The organism is Dysgonomonas gadei ATCC BAA-286 (assembly GCF_000213555.1).
GTDB classification, from domain to species: domain Bacteria; phylum Bacteroidota; class Bacteroidia; order Bacteroidales; family Dysgonomonadaceae; genus Dysgonomonas; species Dysgonomonas gadei.
Map to the genome: position 1 here is coordinate 102,275 of NZ_GL891987.1, position 16,296 is coordinate 118,570.

Annotated in this window: 17 protein-coding genes; 12 read left to right on the forward strand and 5 right to left on the reverse strand. The window is 40.3% G+C overall.

What is annotated here, in order from left to right:
• Positions 1-109: 109 nt before the first annotated feature.
• Both HMPREF9455_RS15770 and HMPREF9455_RS15775 read left to right on the forward strand, forming a co-directional pair.
• Entirely contained in the window at positions 110-1,009 is a 900-nt protein-coding gene (locus HMPREF9455_RS15770; protein ID WP_006800729.1) for a DMT family transporter, read from the forward strand.
• Between the two features lie 62 nt (positions 1,010-1,071).
• On the forward strand, positions 1,072-1,713 hold the full coding sequence (locus HMPREF9455_RS15775) for a DUF3256 family protein (protein WP_006800730.1): 642 nt from the start codon (positions 1,072-1,074) through the stop codon (positions 1,711-1,713).
• Positions 1,714-1,797: 84 nt separating this feature from the next.
• Here the strand turns inward: HMPREF9455_RS15775 and HMPREF9455_RS15780 are convergent, their stop codons facing one another.
• Genes HMPREF9455_RS15780 through HMPREF9455_RS15790 form a run of 3 tightly spaced genes read right to left on the reverse strand, consistent with a single transcriptional unit; the run spans position 1,798 to position 3,800 of the window.
• The gene (locus tag HMPREF9455_RS15780; protein ID WP_006800731.1) at positions 1,798-2,082 is read right to left on the reverse strand and encodes a GNAT family N-acetyltransferase; all 285 of its coding nucleotides are present in this window, start codon (positions 2,080-2,082) and stop codon (positions 1,798-1,800) included.
• 52 nt (positions 2,083-2,134) lie between these two features.
• Entirely contained in the window at positions 2,135-2,719 is a 585-nt protein-coding gene (locus HMPREF9455_RS15785; RefSeq protein ID WP_006800732.1) for an LEA type 2 family protein, read from the reverse strand.
• A gap of 34 nt (positions 2,720-2,753) precedes the next feature.
• Entirely contained in the window at positions 2,754-3,800 is a 1,047-nt protein-coding gene (locus HMPREF9455_RS15790; RefSeq protein ID WP_006800733.1) for a DUF2027 domain-containing protein, read from the reverse strand.
• A 160-nt stretch (positions 3,801-3,960) separates the two neighbouring features.
• On the opposite strand from HMPREF9455_RS15790, the gene HMPREF9455_RS15795 reads away from it, so the two are divergent.
• The 3 genes from HMPREF9455_RS15795 to mltG all read left to right on the forward strand — a co-directional run bounded on the left by HMPREF9455_RS15795 (position 3,961) and on the right by mltG (position 7,030).
• The gene (locus tag HMPREF9455_RS15795) at positions 3,961-5,190 is read left to right on the forward strand and encodes an S-adenosylmethionine:tRNA ribosyltransferase-isomerase (RefSeq protein ID WP_006800734.1); all 1,230 of its coding nucleotides are present in this window, start codon (positions 3,961-3,963) and stop codon (positions 5,188-5,190) included.
• Positions 5,191-5,195: 5 nt separating this feature from the next.
• Positions 5,196-5,759, forward strand: a complete 564-nt coding sequence (locus HMPREF9455_RS15800; RefSeq protein ID WP_006800735.1) for an ORF6N domain-containing protein — start codon at positions 5,196-5,198, stop codon at positions 5,757-5,759.
• 251 nt (positions 5,760-6,010) lie between these two features.
• Entirely contained in the window at positions 6,011-7,030 is a 1,020-nt protein-coding gene (gene mltG / locus HMPREF9455_RS15805; protein WP_006800736.1) for an endolytic transglycosylase MltG, read from the forward strand.
• A 62-nt stretch (positions 7,031-7,092) separates the two neighbouring features.
• Here mltG and uvrB read toward each other — a convergent pair whose 3' ends face one another.
• Positions 7,093-9,108, reverse strand: a complete 2,016-nt coding sequence (gene uvrB, locus HMPREF9455_RS15810; RefSeq protein ID WP_006800737.1) for an excinuclease ABC subunit UvrB — start codon at positions 9,106-9,108, stop codon at positions 7,093-7,095.
• A 161-nt stretch (positions 9,109-9,269) separates the two neighbouring features.
• Positions 9,270-9,893 (reverse strand): porin family protein, encoded by a 624-nt coding sequence (locus HMPREF9455_RS15815; RefSeq protein WP_006800738.1) that lies wholly within the window; start codon positions 9,891-9,893, stop codon positions 9,270-9,272.
• Between the two features lie 256 nt (positions 9,894-10,149).
• Between HMPREF9455_RS15815 and HMPREF9455_RS15820 the strand changes: the two genes are divergently transcribed.
• The 7 genes from HMPREF9455_RS15820 (at position 10,150) to HMPREF9455_RS15850 (ending at position 16,293) form a co-directional block, all read left to right on the forward strand.
• The gene (locus HMPREF9455_RS15820; protein ID WP_044216538.1) at positions 10,150-10,881 is read left to right on the forward strand and encodes a lysophospholipid acyltransferase family protein; all 732 of its coding nucleotides are present in this window, start codon (positions 10,150-10,152) and stop codon (positions 10,879-10,881) included.
• Between the two features lie 80 nt (positions 10,882-10,961).
• On the forward strand, positions 10,962-12,743 hold the full coding sequence (locus HMPREF9455_RS15825) for a LysM peptidoglycan-binding domain-containing protein (RefSeq protein ID WP_006800740.1): 1,782 nt from the start codon (positions 10,962-10,964) through the stop codon (positions 12,741-12,743).
• A 3-nt stretch (positions 12,744-12,746) separates the two neighbouring features.
• Entirely contained in the window at positions 12,747-13,469 is a 723-nt protein-coding gene (locus tag HMPREF9455_RS15830) for a porin family protein (RefSeq protein ID WP_006800741.1), read from the forward strand.
• 1 nt (position 13,470) lies between these two features.
• Complete coding sequence (locus HMPREF9455_RS15835) at positions 13,471-14,157, forward strand: O-methyltransferase (RefSeq protein WP_006800742.1); 687 nt, start codon at positions 13,471-13,473, stop codon at positions 14,155-14,157.
• Positions 14,158-14,238: 81 nt separating this feature from the next.
• Complete coding sequence (locus HMPREF9455_RS15840; RefSeq protein WP_006800743.1) at positions 14,239-14,799, forward strand: cob(I)yrinic acid a,c-diamide adenosyltransferase; 561 nt, start codon at positions 14,239-14,241, stop codon at positions 14,797-14,799.
• Positions 14,800-14,863: 64 nt separating this feature from the next.
• Positions 14,864-15,085 (forward strand): DUF2795 domain-containing protein, encoded by a 222-nt coding sequence (locus tag HMPREF9455_RS15845; RefSeq protein WP_006800744.1) that lies wholly within the window; start codon positions 14,864-14,866, stop codon positions 15,083-15,085.
• A gap of 731 nt (positions 15,086-15,816) precedes the next feature.
• Positions 15,817-16,293: a helix-turn-helix domain-containing protein gene (locus HMPREF9455_RS15850; RefSeq protein ID WP_006800745.1), complete on the forward strand. Its 477-nt coding sequence runs from the start codon at positions 15,817-15,819 to the stop codon at positions 16,291-16,293.
• The last annotated feature ends 3 nt before the right edge of the window (positions 16,294-16,296 follow it).

The following is a 16,296-nucleotide window of genomic DNA, read 5'->3' on the forward strand; positions in this document are numbered from 1 at the left end:
ATAATAGAATACAACTTATCATAAACCAAGGGTATTTAATATATAATTTTCATTACTTTTGTGCCTTAATCTTATAGTCCTTGTTTAATAGAAACGCGCCTTTCGAATTATGTGGTTAGCGCTTGCTTTTGTTTCGGCATTCTTTCTCGGATGCTATGATATATGTAAAAAGAAGTCGGTTGACGGAAATGCTGTCATACCTGTATTGTTTCTCAATACGCTGTTTTGCTCCCTGCTGCTCTTGCCCCTTGTCCTTATATCCAAAGTTTCGCCCGATACGTTAAGCGGTACGATAGGATATGTACCATCCGTCTCTCTTGAAACCCACGGGTATATCTTTATAAAATCGGTCATTGTCCTCACCTCATGGATATTCGGATATTTTGCCATAAAACATCTGCCTCTGACCATCACAGGTCCGATAAATGCCACTCGCCCCGTAATGACACTGCTTGGCGCGCTGTTTATATTCGGTGAGCGTTTGAACTTATTCCAGTGGATAGGGGTAATTATAACTATTATCTCCTTCTTCCTGCTTTCTCTTTCGGGTAAAAAGGAAGGGATCAGCTTCCATAAGAATAAATGGATATTCTTCATGGTTCTGGCTTCTGTAGCAGGGGCTGTGAGCGGCCTCTACGATAAGTTCCTGATGCAGCAGTTCAGTTCTACGGCAGTTCAGTACTGGTTCAATACATACCAGTGCCTGCTGATGCTGATAGTTCTTCTTACGCTGTGGTATCCTAAACGGGAGAAAACGACTCCGTTCAAGTGGAAATGGAGTATAATCCTTGTGTCTGTATTCCTTACCATTGCCGACTTTGTCTATTTCTATGCATTGACAGACTCCGATGCCATGATCTCGATCGTATCCATGGTAAGGCGCAGTAGTGTACTGGTGTCATTTGCCGGAGGAGTACTGTTCTTCCATGAAAAAAACTTAAAAGGGAAAGCTATAGACCTCGTTTTAATAATTGTAGCGATGTTTTTCCTATATTTGGGGACGAAATAAGTCAGTTAGCAGTGAACAGTAAACAGTTCGCAATATACATCTAATGTAAATAAATAAGCAGAATGAAAAAAATAGTATTCACAATAGCCTTTATTATAACGAGCGTAATCTCTCTTCCGGCACAGGAAATAGGCAGTATATTCCTTACCATGCCTGAGAATATTATCTTCGGCCTGGAGGCTGCCCAGAAAGATTTGCTTATTTCTAATCCGGGCGATACAACAGAAATAAAAATTGACAGGGAAACATACGGAGAAGTAAAGAGACTGGCTATGTCGTCCGATTTTATTTCATTACAGACCTCGGAAGTGGGTACAACACAGATAAAGCTGCTACCGTTGATAAACGATTCCAAGATCGTATGTGTTGTAAAAACCGTATGCGGAAAGGATAGCCTTTGCGATAGCCAGATACAGTTCTATACAACGAAATGGCTACCGATCAATCAGGGAGACCTGTTTCCGAAAAGAGATAAAAACTGGTTTATAAAAGCCGATGCAGACCGGGATACACAGGATTTTAAGAATGCTTATGCGGCGCTGGATATGAATCCGATGAAGATAACCTTGTCTCCTGCCGATAATTCTTTGACACTGGTATATGAAATTAAAAAGTATCTGTCGGAAGAAGATTATAAGAAGATAGAGCCATATCTGACAGAGGAACCTAAGATATTTAATTGGGATAAGTCGTCGTATAAATAGGAAGCGGCTAACGAAGAAGCATTTAATAAAGAGGGCGGATATATCAAAATATCTGCCCTCTTTATTTGTAATCCGGAATACTTATCACTCATTTCCCGCCACGATATCCTCATACTCAGGATGACGTTGTATATATGCTTTTGTATAAGGGCAGATTGGACGTACCTTATAGCCGTTGTCCCGGATATAATCGAGTAATGTCCTGGTCAGAGCGCCTGCAATACCCCGCCCTTCCAGTTGAGGGGGAACTTCGGTATGCGTCACCAGAAAAACATTATCCCTCTTCCTGTAATCTACAAGAGACAAGAGGCCTTCCACTTCTGTTTCGAAGCGGCTTTTTTCTTCGTTATGTATGATGTTATATTCCATGACTATAATTTTTTATAATTACATATATTGCTGACCGATTGTAGCCAACAGATTAATTTCCTCCGAAGCTGAAGTTTACAGGTATATACATCGGTGATGCCACAGGAGTATTGCCGATCATAAATGTCGGTTTGAGCTGTAGTGATACATTCGATTTCTTAGAACCGATACCCAGAAAGTTTTTGGCAATCTCTGTTACAGCGTCTTTCGAGTTATTCTTCATCAATTTCGCCAGATCTACACCGATAGTAAGCGGCAATGTCTGGGTCTGTCCCGAGGCAATATTCAGGGTCTGGTTAATAGAACCGGTAGTAAACTCGATATCATCCACACTGACGATATATTGCAGGCCATGTAGCAACGCAGCCGATTCATTCGGGTTCTTCACATTTACGTTCAATGTAAAATTGAGCGGAATAGAGGTCGCAGTTCCCGATAGAATGGAGGTTATCTTAGGAATAGATGTTACGGATAAGCCATTGGAAAGATTCATTCCGGATATGGTTAACCCCGTAATCGACTTATAACTGTATTCACAGTTTATCAGGTTATAAGTACTTCTTAATCCCTGTTGAACGCTGTCGCAACCAACCAGTGTAGTTACAACCAATAATAATGCTAAAATTCTCTTTTTCATTCTGATAAATTATTTAGTTTGTGTGTAGTTGATGCTATTTTATTGTGACCATTGTAGCCCCGTATCCGTATTCCCGGAAAGAAGCATCCTGATAATAAACCGATTTATAGTTTGAGTTTAATTCCTTTAGTACCGCATTTTTGAGAATGCCATCCCCTTTGCCATGGATAAAGACTATTTTCTGACCTTTGTTCCGTTTGTTTTCATCCATTACTTCCCTGAACTTCTTCAACTGATATTCCAGAATATCACCTGATGATAAACCGTTTGTATTATCTAAAAGTTCATCGGCATGCAAATCTATTTCGAGTACCGTGTTTTTTTCTTTCTTCACTATCGGTTGTATGCGCGGACGGCCCTCTTTCTGTTTCATGGCCGTTTCTATTTCCGCGGCCGAAATGACAAGTTCTTTTTCCGCAAGGTCGTGGCGGGCTATCGGGTATATAATCGCTTCGTCTTCGAAATAGTCGTTTTCTCTGAAACTATGGAGTTTGTAGAACTTCACGGTATCTATATGTACTTCGACGGAATATGCGTTCTTTAGAGCGAAAGGCTTTTCCTTCTTATAGGCAAAGAACTGGAGGCAGATATGCTCGATATCGTTCAACTCCATTTTGTCGAATTCCTCGATGAACAGCTTTGTATTCGGCTCTATTACGTTTGCATTCCGGCTTACCCATCCGTTGTCGCTCCTGCTCATATAATTGAAAGACAGATAGTAGTTGCTGTCATTTATAAGGTAGCATTCAAAAGCCGTTGTACTCAGGTTTTTTATATCTACAGGCAGGTAAGCAAGGAAAACCGATAATTGCTCTCCCTCTTTCGTCTCCTCCGTTTTATAATCCTCATATTTTTCTTCAACCTTGCCTATTACGGCTTTTTGCTGAACTTCAGCCGTTGGTTTCGATGTTTGTCTTACCTGTGCATCGTTGGCAGGTTCTATGACCACGCATTCGCGTATCAGCACGGGAATGTCGAAGCCCTCGTCGTCTTCTACCAGGGCTATGTCTTTTCCCTGAAACCCTTTTACTACGCCGCCTCCTGTTGTGTTTAGAAAGCGGACCTTATCTCCTGTTTTCATAAATCTTAATTATTCAATTTCACTAGTCGTTTTACATAACCCGGCATAATCAAAATAAATTCTGTTTCTGCTCTCGCTATTTAAAACGTTCTTTTAAGCTCTCTTCCGGCTTTTTTATTCACACAAAGTTGCTTATTTTTGTCGGATAAAAAAAACGAAAGTGGAAGTATCAATTTTCTGGGATATACGAATTAACGATTACGATTATGGCTTACCCGACAGCCGCATTGCAAAGTACCCTCTGGTTAAACGGGACGAATCAAAACTTCTTGTATATAAGGAAGGAAAAATAACGGATGCCCGTTTCTGTAATTTAGCGGAGTATTTGCCGGACAATAGCCTGATGATTTTCAATAATACAAAAGTAATTCAGGCGCGGTTGCATTTTCAAAAAATAACGGGCGCGCAAATTGAGATTTTCTGTTTAGAGCCTCATAGCCCCAATGATTATCAATTAAATTTCCAGCAAACACAGCGATGTTCATGGGTTTGCCTGGTGGGTAATCTGAAAAAGTGGAAAGAAGGGGACCTTATAAAAGAACTGGTTGTAAATGGTGAACCTGTGATGTTCAAAGCTCGCAGGATACAGACCAACGGAGACTCCCATATCATAGAATTTGAGTGGGACAATACCGGTGTTACATTCTCCGAATTGCTCGAAGTAGCCGGGGAATTACCTATTCCACCCTATCTGAACAGGGATACGGAAGAACAGGATAAAGAGACATATCAGACCATTTATTCGAAAATAGACGGCTCGGTAGCTGCTCCTACAGCAGGATTGCATTTCACGCCGGAAGTCTTCGAATTATTAGGTAAGAGCGGAGTAAAGACGGCAGAGGTTACACTTCACGTGGGCGCAGGAACCTTCCGCCCTGTAAAAACTGAGGAGGTGAAAGACCATGTGATGCATTCCGAGTTTATCTCGGTGAAAAGGGATGTAATAGAGCAGCTGCTAAATCATAAAGGAAAGGTAATTGCTGTGGGAACAACCTCTGTACGTACACTCGAAAGCTTGTATTACATTGGTGAACTACTGGAAAAAGATAACTCGTCCGGAGAGTTGAAAGTAACACAATGGCAACCTTATAAAGCCTCTACTGAAAAAGAGCTTTCTGTAAAGGAATCCTTAACCAATATTCTTACATATCTGGATAAAAATAACCTGACATCGCTTATTGCCGAAACACAGATCATTATAGCACCGGGATATATTTATAAAATTGTCGATGGAATAATCACGAATTTCCATCAGCCAAAAAGCACGCTGCTTTTGCTGGTATCGGCATTTACGGGTGGAGATAACTGGAAGGCTATTTACAAACATGCACTGGATAATGACTACCGCTTTTTAAGTTATGGCGACAGTTCATTATTACTAAAAGAATAATTGATATGATGGAACTATCGATAATACAAAGCAAGATATACGAGATACGAGGCTGTAAAGTGATGCTCGATTTTGATTTGGCGGAGATGTACGGAACGGAAACAAAGCGCTTAAAAGAGGCTGTAAGGCGCAATATCAGAAGATTTCCATCTGACTTCATGTTCGAATTGTCAAAAGAAGAATATACCTCTTTGAGGTCGCAAATTGCGTCCTCAAATACAAGAGGGGGAACGCGATATATGCCGTTTGCATTTACGGAACAAGGAGTAGCAATGCTTTCTTCTGTACTTAACAGTAATGCCGCAATAGAAATAAACATCAATATCATGCGGGCCTTTGTCGCTGTACGCCAACTATTAACTAATCCTCCCATTAATGAAAGCAAGCAATTACAGGATGAAGTAAAAGAACTAAAAGCATATATTGAGGAAGTCTTTGCCGACTATAACGATATGCATGAAGATACACGGATGCAACTCGATCTTATCAATGAAACATTAGCAGAACTTCAGACCAAGCATGTAAACAAACCTCGTAAGCCTGTAGGGTATATCAAACCGGAAGAATAATTCCTCACATAAATTTGTTTTGCCTGCGAGTTGCTTATAGAGTTCAGATAAAACACGGTTTGCAAAATTGCGCTTGGGGTATTAATTAAAAGCTGAAATAACTGTTACTTTTTCTCCATCATTTTATCTATACGTTACAGATAATAAGCCTGCTATCTGATGAAAGGTTACAATATAAAAAATAAGAAAAAGGTGTTACCTTTGTTACCTTTTAACGACTGATGTGTTACTATTAAAAGAATAAAGCCGAAATGAAAAAGAAGATTTTATATACTTTTATTATAATTGTGGTTATAGTCATAGCAGCCGGTGCATACGGATATAGTATTATAAGCACAGGATTTAATATAGATAAGACCGTTTATCTCTATATAGATGAAAATAGAGATTACGATGCATTGCTGAAAGAGTTGAAAGATAGTGCGAAAGTAAAAAATATAAGTAATTTCGAGCTGTTGGCTTCCGTTATGGATTATAAAGGTAATTTAAAGACAGGGCGTTATGCTGTCAAACCGGATATGAATATCCTCGATCTTATGCGCCACCTGCGTAGCGGGCATCAGACACCTTTGAATCTGAAATTTAACAATATACGGACAAAAGAAGATTTTGCTGAACGTATTTCCAATCAGTTGATGTTGGGCAAGGATGATCTGTTAGCAGCTCTAAATAATCCCGAAAAATGTAAAGATCTGGGCTTTACTACAGAGACGGTAGTTGCCATGTTTATTCCCAATACATATCAATTTTACTGGGATGTTACTCTCGATGAATTTCTTCGGAGGATGAAGACTGAATATAGTGATTTTTGGAATAAGAAACGGATGGCGCAGGCAGAGGAATTAGGCCTGTCTCCGGTCGAAGTATCAACACTGGCTTCCATTGTTGAGGAAGAGTGTACTTTTGCCGATGAATATCCGGTTGTGGCAGGATTGTATCTTAACAGGCTCCGTTCGGGCCAGGCATTGCAGGCAGACCCTACGGTTAAGTTTGCAGTGGGTGATTTCAGCCTGCGCCGTATATTGAACAAGCACCTTGAAGTAGATTCTCCATACAATACGTATATGCATACGGGTCTGCCTCCCGGCCCGATCCGGATACCTTCGATCAAAGGGATTGACAGTGTGCTTGATTATACAAAGAGCGACTATCTGTATATGTGTGCAAAAGAAGATTTCTCAGGACGTCATAATTTTGCCCGTACCTATGCTGAACATCAGAGGAATGCGATTAAATACAGAAATGCATTGAATGCGAGAGGGATATATTGAACTGGGCGGTTGTTTTCTTTAGAGATTGCAGCTTATAACAGCTTTAAGATGAATTTCTAATACTATTTTTTCGCCTTCAATTCATCTTCCAGTTTAATCACCTGATCGCGAAACTGGGCCGCTTCCAAAAACTCGAGTTTCTTAGCGGCAGCAGACATCTGCTTGCGTGCTTTTTCGATCGCTTTTTTGAGTTCGTCTTTGGTCATATATTGTATTTTGTCTTCTGATGCTATCGCAATAGATGAATCCTGAGTATACGATTTCACCGAGAATTGTTCCTCTTTACGTAGGCTGAATACAGAGGTACGCGCCTTGCGTATTTGCTGCGGGGTGATGCCGTGTTCTTTATTGTAAGCCATCTGTATCTCACGACGGCGATTGGTCTCGTTTATGGTCTTCTCCATGCTTTCCGTAATCTTATCCGCATAGAAGATCACTTTCCCGTTTACGTTACGGGCAGCACGCCCCACGGTCTGCGTCAGAGAGCGGTGAGAACGCAGGAAACCTTCCTTATCCGCATCCAGGATTGCAACAAGCGAGACTTCGGGCAGGTCGAGTCCTTCACGCAACAGGTTTACCCCTACCAATACATCGAACTCCCCGCTGCGTAGGTCATCCATTATCTGCACACGGTCCAGCGTATCCACATCGGAATGGATATAGCTGCACTTCATCCCATTGTTTAGCAAATAGGCTGTTAATTCTTCTGCCATCCTCTTCGTCAACGTGGTGACAAGCGTACGCTCGTTCTTATCCACCCGTGTCTGTATTTCTTCCATCAGGTCGTCTATCTGGTTAAGACTTGGGCGAACGTCGATAGGAGGGTCGAGCAAGCCTGTAGGGCGTATCAATTGCTCAACGACTATACCTTCCGATTTCATCAGTTCATAATCGGCAGGAGTGGCGCTTACATATATCGTTTGAGGTACAAGCGATTCGAATTCTTCAAATTTCAGAGGCCTGTTATCCAGTGCCGCAGGCAAACGGAAACCATACTCTACTAGATTCTCTTTACGGGAGTGGTCTCCACCGTACATTGCCCGTATCTGGGGAATGGTCACATGGCTCTCGTCTATTACGAGCATAAAATCCTCAGGGAAGAAGTCTAGCAGGCAGAACGGACGTGTACCCGGTTTACGGTTGTCGAAATAGCGGGAATAGTTTTCTATACCGGAGCAATGTCCTACTTCACGGATCATCTCCAGATCGTATGTTACACGTTCATAAAGCCGTTTTGCCTCCAGCTGCTTACCTATCGACTGTAAAAAATCGACCTGACGTCCGAGGTCTATCTCTATTTCGGCAATAGCTCTCACCATACGGTCCTTAGTAGTTACGAAAAGGTTGGCAGGATAGATACGAAAATCGTCATACTTATCTATCTTGACTCCGCTCAGAGGATCGAGGCATTCTATACTCTCTATTTCATCCCCCCAGAATACTACCCTCACTATAGGGTCTCCATAGGCAAGAAACACATCGACCGTGTCGCCTTTCACCCTGAAATTTCCGGCTTTTGGCTCAATTTCATTACGGGAATACAGCGCACTCACCAACGCACGCAAAAACACGTCACGCACAAGTTTTTGACCGACATGTATAGAGATAGTCGAATTCTCAAAGTCCTCCGGATTTCCCATGCCATAAAGGCAGGAAACGGATGATACCACTATAACATCGCGCCGGCCCGACAGCAAAGATGTAGTCGTTGCCAGCCGGAGTTTTTCTATTTCTTCGTTTATCGAAAGGTCTTTTTCTATATATGTATTTGTGGAAGGAATATATGCCTCGGGCTGATAATAATCATAATAAGAGACAAAATATTCGACTGCATTGTCAGGGAAAAAAGTCTTAAACTCACTGTATAGCTGGGCTGCCAGAGTCTTGTTATGGCTAAGTACTAAAGTGGGCTTATTCACATTCTGGATAACATTGGCGACCGTAAAGGTTTTTCCGGAGCCTGTTACTCCAAGCAATGTTTGTGAAGGAAGATTCTGTAAAATGCCCTCCGACAGGGCCGCAATTGCAGCAGGCTGATCTCCGGTGGGGTTGTAGTAAGAAGTTAATTTGAAATCCATCGTTCTGTATCTTTCGGAATTCCAAAGGTAATAAGAATTATGCAGTTATATATTGAAATAGTGCCTATTAACTATTTGGTGAAAATATGTACAATTTTATGAAAAAGCAAAGCAGGGGGTAATAATGATTACCCCCTGCTTTTACAATTTGATTATTATTATCAAAAAAAGTATCCTATTGACAAAGAAATATTCCCCGACTTCATCTTACTGCCTTCTGCCTCATTGATATCGGCAAGGCCAATTTGATTATTCAGGCTCAACACAAGTTTATTTATCTCTATACCGACTCCTATACCCACTCCATAGTCCCAGCGTTTCATATCAGAACCTTTCGAAAATATTTCTGTATCCTCTGCCTTGCCATTTATTTCCCCTTTTGCTTTGCCATACATATTATAGCTCAGATAAGGTCCTCCATATACAAATATCTTTTTATCGCCCAATCCGAATGAAGCTTTCAGGTTTACAGGCAATTGCACGGAATTCAGCGTTATATGTCCATCCGACATCCCGAATGAATTCTCTTTTTTCAGGTTCGCTCCTCCGTTTGTATACATCAGTTCGGGCTGTATTGCAAATATATCTGATAATGAATACTCTATCATACCTCCGAAGTGATAACTTACCCTTGCCTTATACTGGTCCGCATTTATACCCTGATTATTCCCGCTTACATACAGATTCGAAAGGTTAGTTCCGGCTTTTACCCCGAAGCGGATTTGGGCACTCATAGTAATAGTTGCAAAACAAAGAACGATGGTAGTTAAAATTAGCTTTTTCATAATAATTGCTTTTATTGATTTAATATTTATTTGATTCCGATTATTTATACTGCGAAGATAAAGCGTGCCGGAAAGTGCTTTTGGAAAAAGAGACGAAATGCTTTATATCGCATACCAAATGCAATATCCGGTATATCAGAGTCAAATAAATATTTTTGAGAGACTGTTTGTATCAGGAACCACTTCGTAGGAAAAACTTAAATATACTCTTAATTAAAAAATGTATTTTTGCATATTGAACCAGAATATCATGATTATGAAGAAAGTTATTCTCTTTCTGTACCAGTTGTTCATCTTCGCCCCCCTATTTGTACTGGCGACTATTATCACAGCTGTCACAGTAATGATTGGCTGTCTTATAGGTGACCGGACGTTTTGGGGTTACTATCCGCCGCGCCTTTGGAGTAAACTGGCATGCCGACTGGCCTTATGCAGGATTAAGGTGGTACGCCACGGGAAACTCGACCCAGACCAATCGTATGTATTTGTACCTAATCATCAGGGTGCTTTCGATATTTTCCTTATATACGGGTATCTGAACCAGAATATAAAATGGGTTCAGAAACAGGAGTTACGCAAAATACCGTTTGTAGGCAAGGCTTCGGAGATTGCAGGCCATGTTTTTGTGGACCAGTCGAATTTGAAGTCGAGGAAAGAAACTATTATCAAAGCTGAAGAGCAGCTTGGAGAAGGTTCTTCGATGGTAATATTCCCCGAAGGAGCAAGAACAAATACAGGCAAAATGGGGCGGTTCAAACGCGGAGCATTCGTTATTGCAAAAGAAATGGGCCTGCCGGTTGTACCTGTAACAGTAAACGGACCATTCGACCTGATGAAGATAAACACATACCTCATCAATCCATGCAAACTCGAACTGATCGTCCATGAACCAATTTCGACGGACGACCTTACGGATGAGAATATGCAGCAGTTTATTGACAACTGCCGGGAAATCGTATATTCCGGATTATGGGAAAAATATAAATAACAAAGACTAATAAAAAACGTTATATCTGAATACGAAGCCATTTTTTTGTATTTTTGTGCCTTTACTTAACAACAATCAGCATGAAATCTAAATTTAAGAATATACTGTTCCTGTCATTGATTCTGTTAGCTGCATCTGCATTGAACTTGTCTGCTGAAGGATATAATGATTTGAATATAGCGGGTGTCTCCGCTACTGCGCAGGCACCGGATGCTGTTATCACACATACTGTAGTGAAAGGAGAGACTGCATACTCCATAGCCGCTGCGTATAACACCACTGTGCAATCTATTTACAAATTGAACCCGAAGGCCGAAAAGGGAATAAAGACGGGAGATAAGCTGAAAATAGAGAGAGTGAGGAAAGTGACAAACTACAGCAGCCATCTGATTGAATCGAAAGAAACTCTCTATTCCGTATCTCGGATGTATCATATATCTGTAGACGACCTCAAAGACGCGAACCCGGGGTTGGACGAAAAGACATTCAGTAAGGGTAAGACTATCCGGATACCTATGTTTACAGGTGAAGCCACAGTTATATCTTCAACTGCAACAAACGGAGGATATGCAAGCCCGAATATGGAATATAAAGTACAGAAAGGAGAAACGTTATACAGTATTGGCAGAAATCAAGGCATATCCGTAGAAGCTCTCCTGAACTCAAATCCTTCGTTGAAAGACGGTGGATTGAAAGAAGGAATGACATTGATCATACCCAAAAGACAGATACAGGAGCCGAGAATGACCGGCAATGGGCAAAAGGCTGTACGTGTAGAGACTCCTTATGCAACAAAAGGTGAAACAGTACGCGTAGGAGTATTGCTCCCTTTCCTGGACAAGAACGGCAGTATCCAGAAAGAAAAGCTGGCTGAATATTATGAAGGCTTCCTGCTGGCCGTTAAGGAGATGAAAAGCAAGGGGCTGAATGCCGAAATATATGCATTCGACATTGGTGCCGAAAAAAATACAAAGAAGCTCGAAAGTCTTTTGGGTACAAACGAAATGAAAAATCTCCATCTTGTGATCGGAGGTGTGTCTAAACAACAAATAGATGTATTGACCAAATTTTCTAAGAAAACAGGAATTAAATATGTTATACCTTTCGGTTCGACAAATGACATCGAAAATACACCTACCTTATTTCAGATGACCACATCCCACTCCAGCCTGTACTCTGAAATATCAGATGCATTCAAGGACAAGTTCAGGGATTATAATATAATCTTCGTATCCGAAGCCGGTTCCGATAATGATAAATCTGATTTTACGAACATCCTGAAAAAAAAACTGTCAAAGTCGAATATACCGTTCAAATCTACTGCAAGCTCCGACAACCTGATTACAGATATAAGGAATGTGATGGAAGGTACAAAAAAGAACATACTGATCCCTACCTCCTCATCAGAAATCACTTTGCGCAAAATGCTGGCTGCAATGAATTCGCTTACTACAGAAGCGGTAACCCTGTTCGGCTATCCCGAATGGCAGACATATTCGCAGCATACAAACGGGCTGCATAAATACGATTCTTATATTTACAGCATATTCTTCCTCGATGAGCAACAGAATGATGTCAAAGACTTTGCAGGTGAATACAAAAAATGGTACAACAAAAACCTTATAAATTCATACCCTAAATACGGCTATCTGGGATACGATGCAGGACTTTACTTCCTTACAGCCCTCAACAGATACGGCAGTGGCTTTGAGAACAGTATATCTAACCTTAAAGTTCCGACCCTGCAATCAGCCGCACACTTCCAACGCGTAAACGACAGAGGAGGATTTATCAATAACGGATTATACCTTATCCGGTATAAAACAGAGTCAGGCATTGAAAAAACAGATATCAGCAGATAAAAAATGACAAACAGATTCTTTATCCTATTATTGTTATCGTCACTCTTTACCGTTGTTGTAAACGGACAGAACAAAAAGTTCGAACCTGAGTGGAATATAGGTGTCGGGTTCGGTCCCACGCTTTCATCTGTTAGCTTCGACCCTAACAGGGCGCTCAATTACGGGGGAACTATAAGCACTAAAAACCTCCAGCAGTATGCCGGGGGACTTGCTATACGCTATATCACCGAAAAGAATCTGGGGCTTATAGCCGAACTGAACTATTCGCAACAAGGATGGGAACAATACTTTGAGCCGAGCGAAACGGGAGTACCATCCCCATACGAGCATTCCCATCAATTAAATTATCTGGAACTACCTATCCTTACCCATATCTACTTTGGTAATAAGGTACGTGTATTCTTTAATTTGGGGCCCAAGCTAAGCTTCCTCCTCAGTGACAGCGAAAAGATGAATCAGGCGCTCTCCGACGCACTGGCAGGTGGCGATCTGGGTACTTCTTTTATGACATATCAGTACTATCGTAAAGCCGAAAGAAAGATAGACTATGCCCTTATGGCAGGCATGGGGCTCGAATTCAGGTCGGGTATCGGCCATTTTGCATTAGAAGGCCGCTATACATTCGGCCTTGGAGATATTTACAAAAACAGTAAATCTGATTTTTTCAACCGCTCTGCCAACAGGGTTATTTCTGTTAAGTTGACCTACTACGTTAAGCTATTCTGATATGCCGCGCATATACAAACTTTCAAGGACAGGATTGAAATTATTATATAAAGTACGCCATCACCGGGGACATGGCATACATTCTCCCTTTGTATTCAATCTGGTGACAAAGGTAATAGAAGAAAAAGCGCCTTATCACGCTTATGATGATATAAAATTCGCGCTTGACAGCCTGACAGAAAAACATTTCAAGCTAAATAAACACAATAAGCTGATGTTTAAGCTGGCCAATCATTTCGAGGTGGAACGCGTTCTGGAAATAGGTTCCGGCTTTGGAGTCAACACCCTTTGTCTGACTGCGCCGTCTTCGAGTATAGAATGTACATGTGTCGAGATATCGGAACAAAAAGCAGCGTTGGCCCGGAAGTTGCATCATAACTGGCCAAGAAAGATAAATTTGTACACGAAAGAAGAATTGCCTGTTTTAGCCGATAAACAGGACTGTATATTGATCGATCTCAACAATTATAATCATCTGCCTGCGGATATAAATAAGTACCTGATGGAACTGTCACATGAAAAAACATTCATTATTGTGAAAGGTATCCGAACAAACAAACGCTATCAGATGTTATGGAGAAGTATTTTGAATATAGAGTCGCGGACAGCTGTACTCGATCTGTTTAATACCGGAATTCTGTTTTTCGACAAACAGCTGTACAAATGGAATTATCAGATCAGTTTTTAAATAGCTGTCAGGGATTTTCGTTTGGCAAGACAATAAAGCGGATCAGCATTCGTATTTACTATCTAAACATATCATTGATAAATGAAAAAAAGCTTGGTATATACAAAAACCGGAGATAAGGGAACGACTTCCCTTGTCGGGGGAAAACGGGTAGTTAAATCCCATGTCAGGCTCGAAGCCTATGGGACTGCCGATGAACTGAATTCTTTTGTCGGATTCCTGACAGAAGAGATAGACGATGAGCACGATTTGGAAACATTATCATATATTCAGCACAAATTGTTTACGGTAGGTTCATACCTTGCCACGGAAACCGAAGCAATACCTCCCAAAGCAGCAAGTATAATTACAGAAAAAGATATTGCGCTGCTGGAAAACGAAATGGACAGGATGGACAGCGAACTGCCACCCCTTCGCCAGTTTGTACTACCGGGAGGGAGTGAATCGGCATCACGGGCTCATATATGCCGGACAGTCTGCCGGAGGACCGAGCGTTGTATATACCGGGTGAAGGAAGAATTTCCGGTAGATGAACACGTGCTAATGTTTGTAAACCGGCTTTCAGACTACTTTTTCTTACTAGCCAGGAAGGAGAGTAATAAGAAAGGAAAAGAAATATTTTGGAATCAGACTTTGATATAAGAAATAAAGTTCTATTTTTGCGAAAAATATAACCAAACTGGCAAATAAATAAAACTAAGATATTATGTACTGGACTTTAGAACTTGCATCGAAATTAGAAGATGCGCCATGGCCTGCAACGAAGGAAGAGTTAATAGACTATGCTCAACGTTCAGGCGCACCCCTAGAAGTGATAGAAAACTTACAGGAGATCGAGGACGAGGATGAAATCTTTGATACTATCGAAGATATCTGGCCCGATTATCCGAGCAAGGAAGATTTCTTTTTCAACGAGGATGAGTATTAGCTTTAAGAAGCTGTAAAAGAATCTTAAAAAAGGTAACAAAAAGAGGTTGGGGTGAAAATTCACTCTAATCTCTTTTTGTGTTTTTTAGAACCGATTTTATGAACTTGTTCCTTTATTTTAGCCACAGAGTAAAATTGATTATACCTGGTTTCGCCGGATTTACATAGACGAAAGACAAAAGAAATACCTAAAAAGATGCTCCCTTTAATATTGGGGAGCATCTCTACAAAGTAATAGCTATACTATTACTTACAGGTTCAATTGAAAATTTGCGTACGGTTGGAAATTAATGTTTAATTATAATCGGTTTATTCAAGTTCTTTTCCCCATAGCTCAATATCGCTTGGGACGTCATATAATGAACAAGTTATACATAGCCAACATATTATAAATACTATTAAAATTATTAAGTATAGCATATCCCATTAAAATATCTGAGCTTCTCTATGAAATCTGTAAAGTATATCCCTATATTTACTGATTATGGTAAGGTTAAAACATTCAGTAAATAATTCTGAATTGCTGTAAATTCGCTTGTTATTTCCATAAGCAAGCTTTTTCTCAGACAAAAGTAAGTTTAACGTTTTGTATGTGAAATTATTATAGAACAATAGGATATTTGGCTGATAAACAGCCGAATGATTCTGGAATTTATAAAAAAAGCAAATGCTGCATGCAGTTTATTGATATAATATGTTATTTTTGAAGTATCATACTGTAAAAAAAAGTCTATGAGTGAAGTCGCCGGAAAAGAAAAAAAGATACATCAAGGTAAAAATGTTAGATTTGCCCGGGAGTTGAAAGGGCTATTTCAGCAAGATTTAGCTGATAAACTGAATAAACAGCAAAGTGATATATCCAGAATAGAGAATCAGGAGATTATTGATGACGAGTTACTGAATCAAATAGCCCTTGCATTAGAAATTCCTGTTGATTTTCTGAAAAACTTTAAGCCTGAAAGTTTGATTTCACAACTTACCATAAATGCTCAGACTGTTTCTTTTAAAGACAAGGCCGTTGCCTCGGTAGGACATGATGTCATTTATAATTTTCCGATTGAAGAAGTGGCAAAAATGAATAAGGAATTGCTTGAAATGCAAAAAGAACATTACGAAAAAGAAATGCAATTATTAGCGGAAAAATTCGAATTAGAAAAAGAAAATGCTTTGCTAAAACAGAAATTTGAATTCTTGAAAAATAAAAAATAAACA

What these genes read in the sequence shown, in the direction of transcription:
- HMPREF9455_RS15840 (WP_006800743.1), top strand. Translation starts at nt 14,239, where the DNA reads ATGAAAAAAAGCTTGGTATATACAAAAACCGGAGATAAGGGAACGACT.
- HMPREF9455_RS15770 (WP_006800729.1), top strand. Translation starts at nt 110, where the DNA reads ATGTGGTTAGCGCTTGCTTTTGTTTCGGCATTCTTTCTCGGATGCTAT.
- HMPREF9455_RS15780 (WP_006800731.1), bottom strand. Translation starts at nt 2,082, where the DNA reads ATGGAATATAACATCATACATAACGAAGAAAAAAGCCGCTTCGAAACA.
- HMPREF9455_RS15830 (WP_006800741.1), top strand. Translation starts at nt 12,747, where the DNA reads ATGACAAACAGATTCTTTATCCTATTATTGTTATCGTCACTCTTTACC.
- HMPREF9455_RS15820 (WP_044216538.1), top strand. Translation starts at nt 10,150, where the DNA reads ATGAAGAAAGTTATTCTCTTTCTGTACCAGTTGTTCATCTTCGCCCCC.
- HMPREF9455_RS15815 (WP_006800738.1), bottom strand. Translation starts at nt 9,893, where the DNA reads ATGAAAAAGCTAATTTTAACTACCATCGTTCTTTGTTTTGCAACTATT.
- HMPREF9455_RS15850 (WP_006800745.1), top strand. Translation starts at nt 15,817, where the DNA reads ATGAGTGAAGTCGCCGGAAAAGAAAAAAAGATACATCAAGGTAAAAAT.
- HMPREF9455_RS15785 (WP_006800732.1), bottom strand. Translation starts at nt 2,719, where the DNA reads ATGAAAAAGAGAATTTTAGCATTATTATTGGTTGTAACTACACTGGTT.
- mltG (WP_006800736.1), top strand. Translation starts at nt 6,011, where the DNA reads ATGAAAAAGAAGATTTTATATACTTTTATTATAATTGTGGTTATAGTC.
- HMPREF9455_RS15790 (WP_006800733.1), bottom strand. Translation starts at nt 3,800, where the DNA reads ATGAAAACAGGAGATAAGGTCCGCTTTCTAAACACAACAGGAGGCGGC.
- HMPREF9455_RS15775 (WP_006800730.1), top strand. Translation starts at nt 1,072, where the DNA reads ATGAAAAAAATAGTATTCACAATAGCCTTTATTATAACGAGCGTAATC.
- HMPREF9455_RS15845 (WP_006800744.1), top strand. Translation starts at nt 14,864, where the DNA reads ATGTACTGGACTTTAGAACTTGCATCGAAATTAGAAGATGCGCCATGG.
- HMPREF9455_RS15800 (WP_006800735.1), top strand. Translation starts at nt 5,196, where the DNA reads ATGATGGAACTATCGATAATACAAAGCAAGATATACGAGATACGAGGC.
- HMPREF9455_RS15835 (WP_006800742.1), top strand. Translation starts at nt 13,471, where the DNA reads ATGCCGCGCATATACAAACTTTCAAGGACAGGATTGAAATTATTATAT.
- HMPREF9455_RS15825 (WP_006800740.1), top strand. Translation starts at nt 10,962, where the DNA reads ATGAAATCTAAATTTAAGAATATACTGTTCCTGTCATTGATTCTGTTA.
- uvrB (WP_006800737.1), bottom strand. Translation starts at nt 9,108, where the DNA reads ATGGATTTCAAATTAACTTCTTACTACAACCCCACCGGAGATCAGCCT.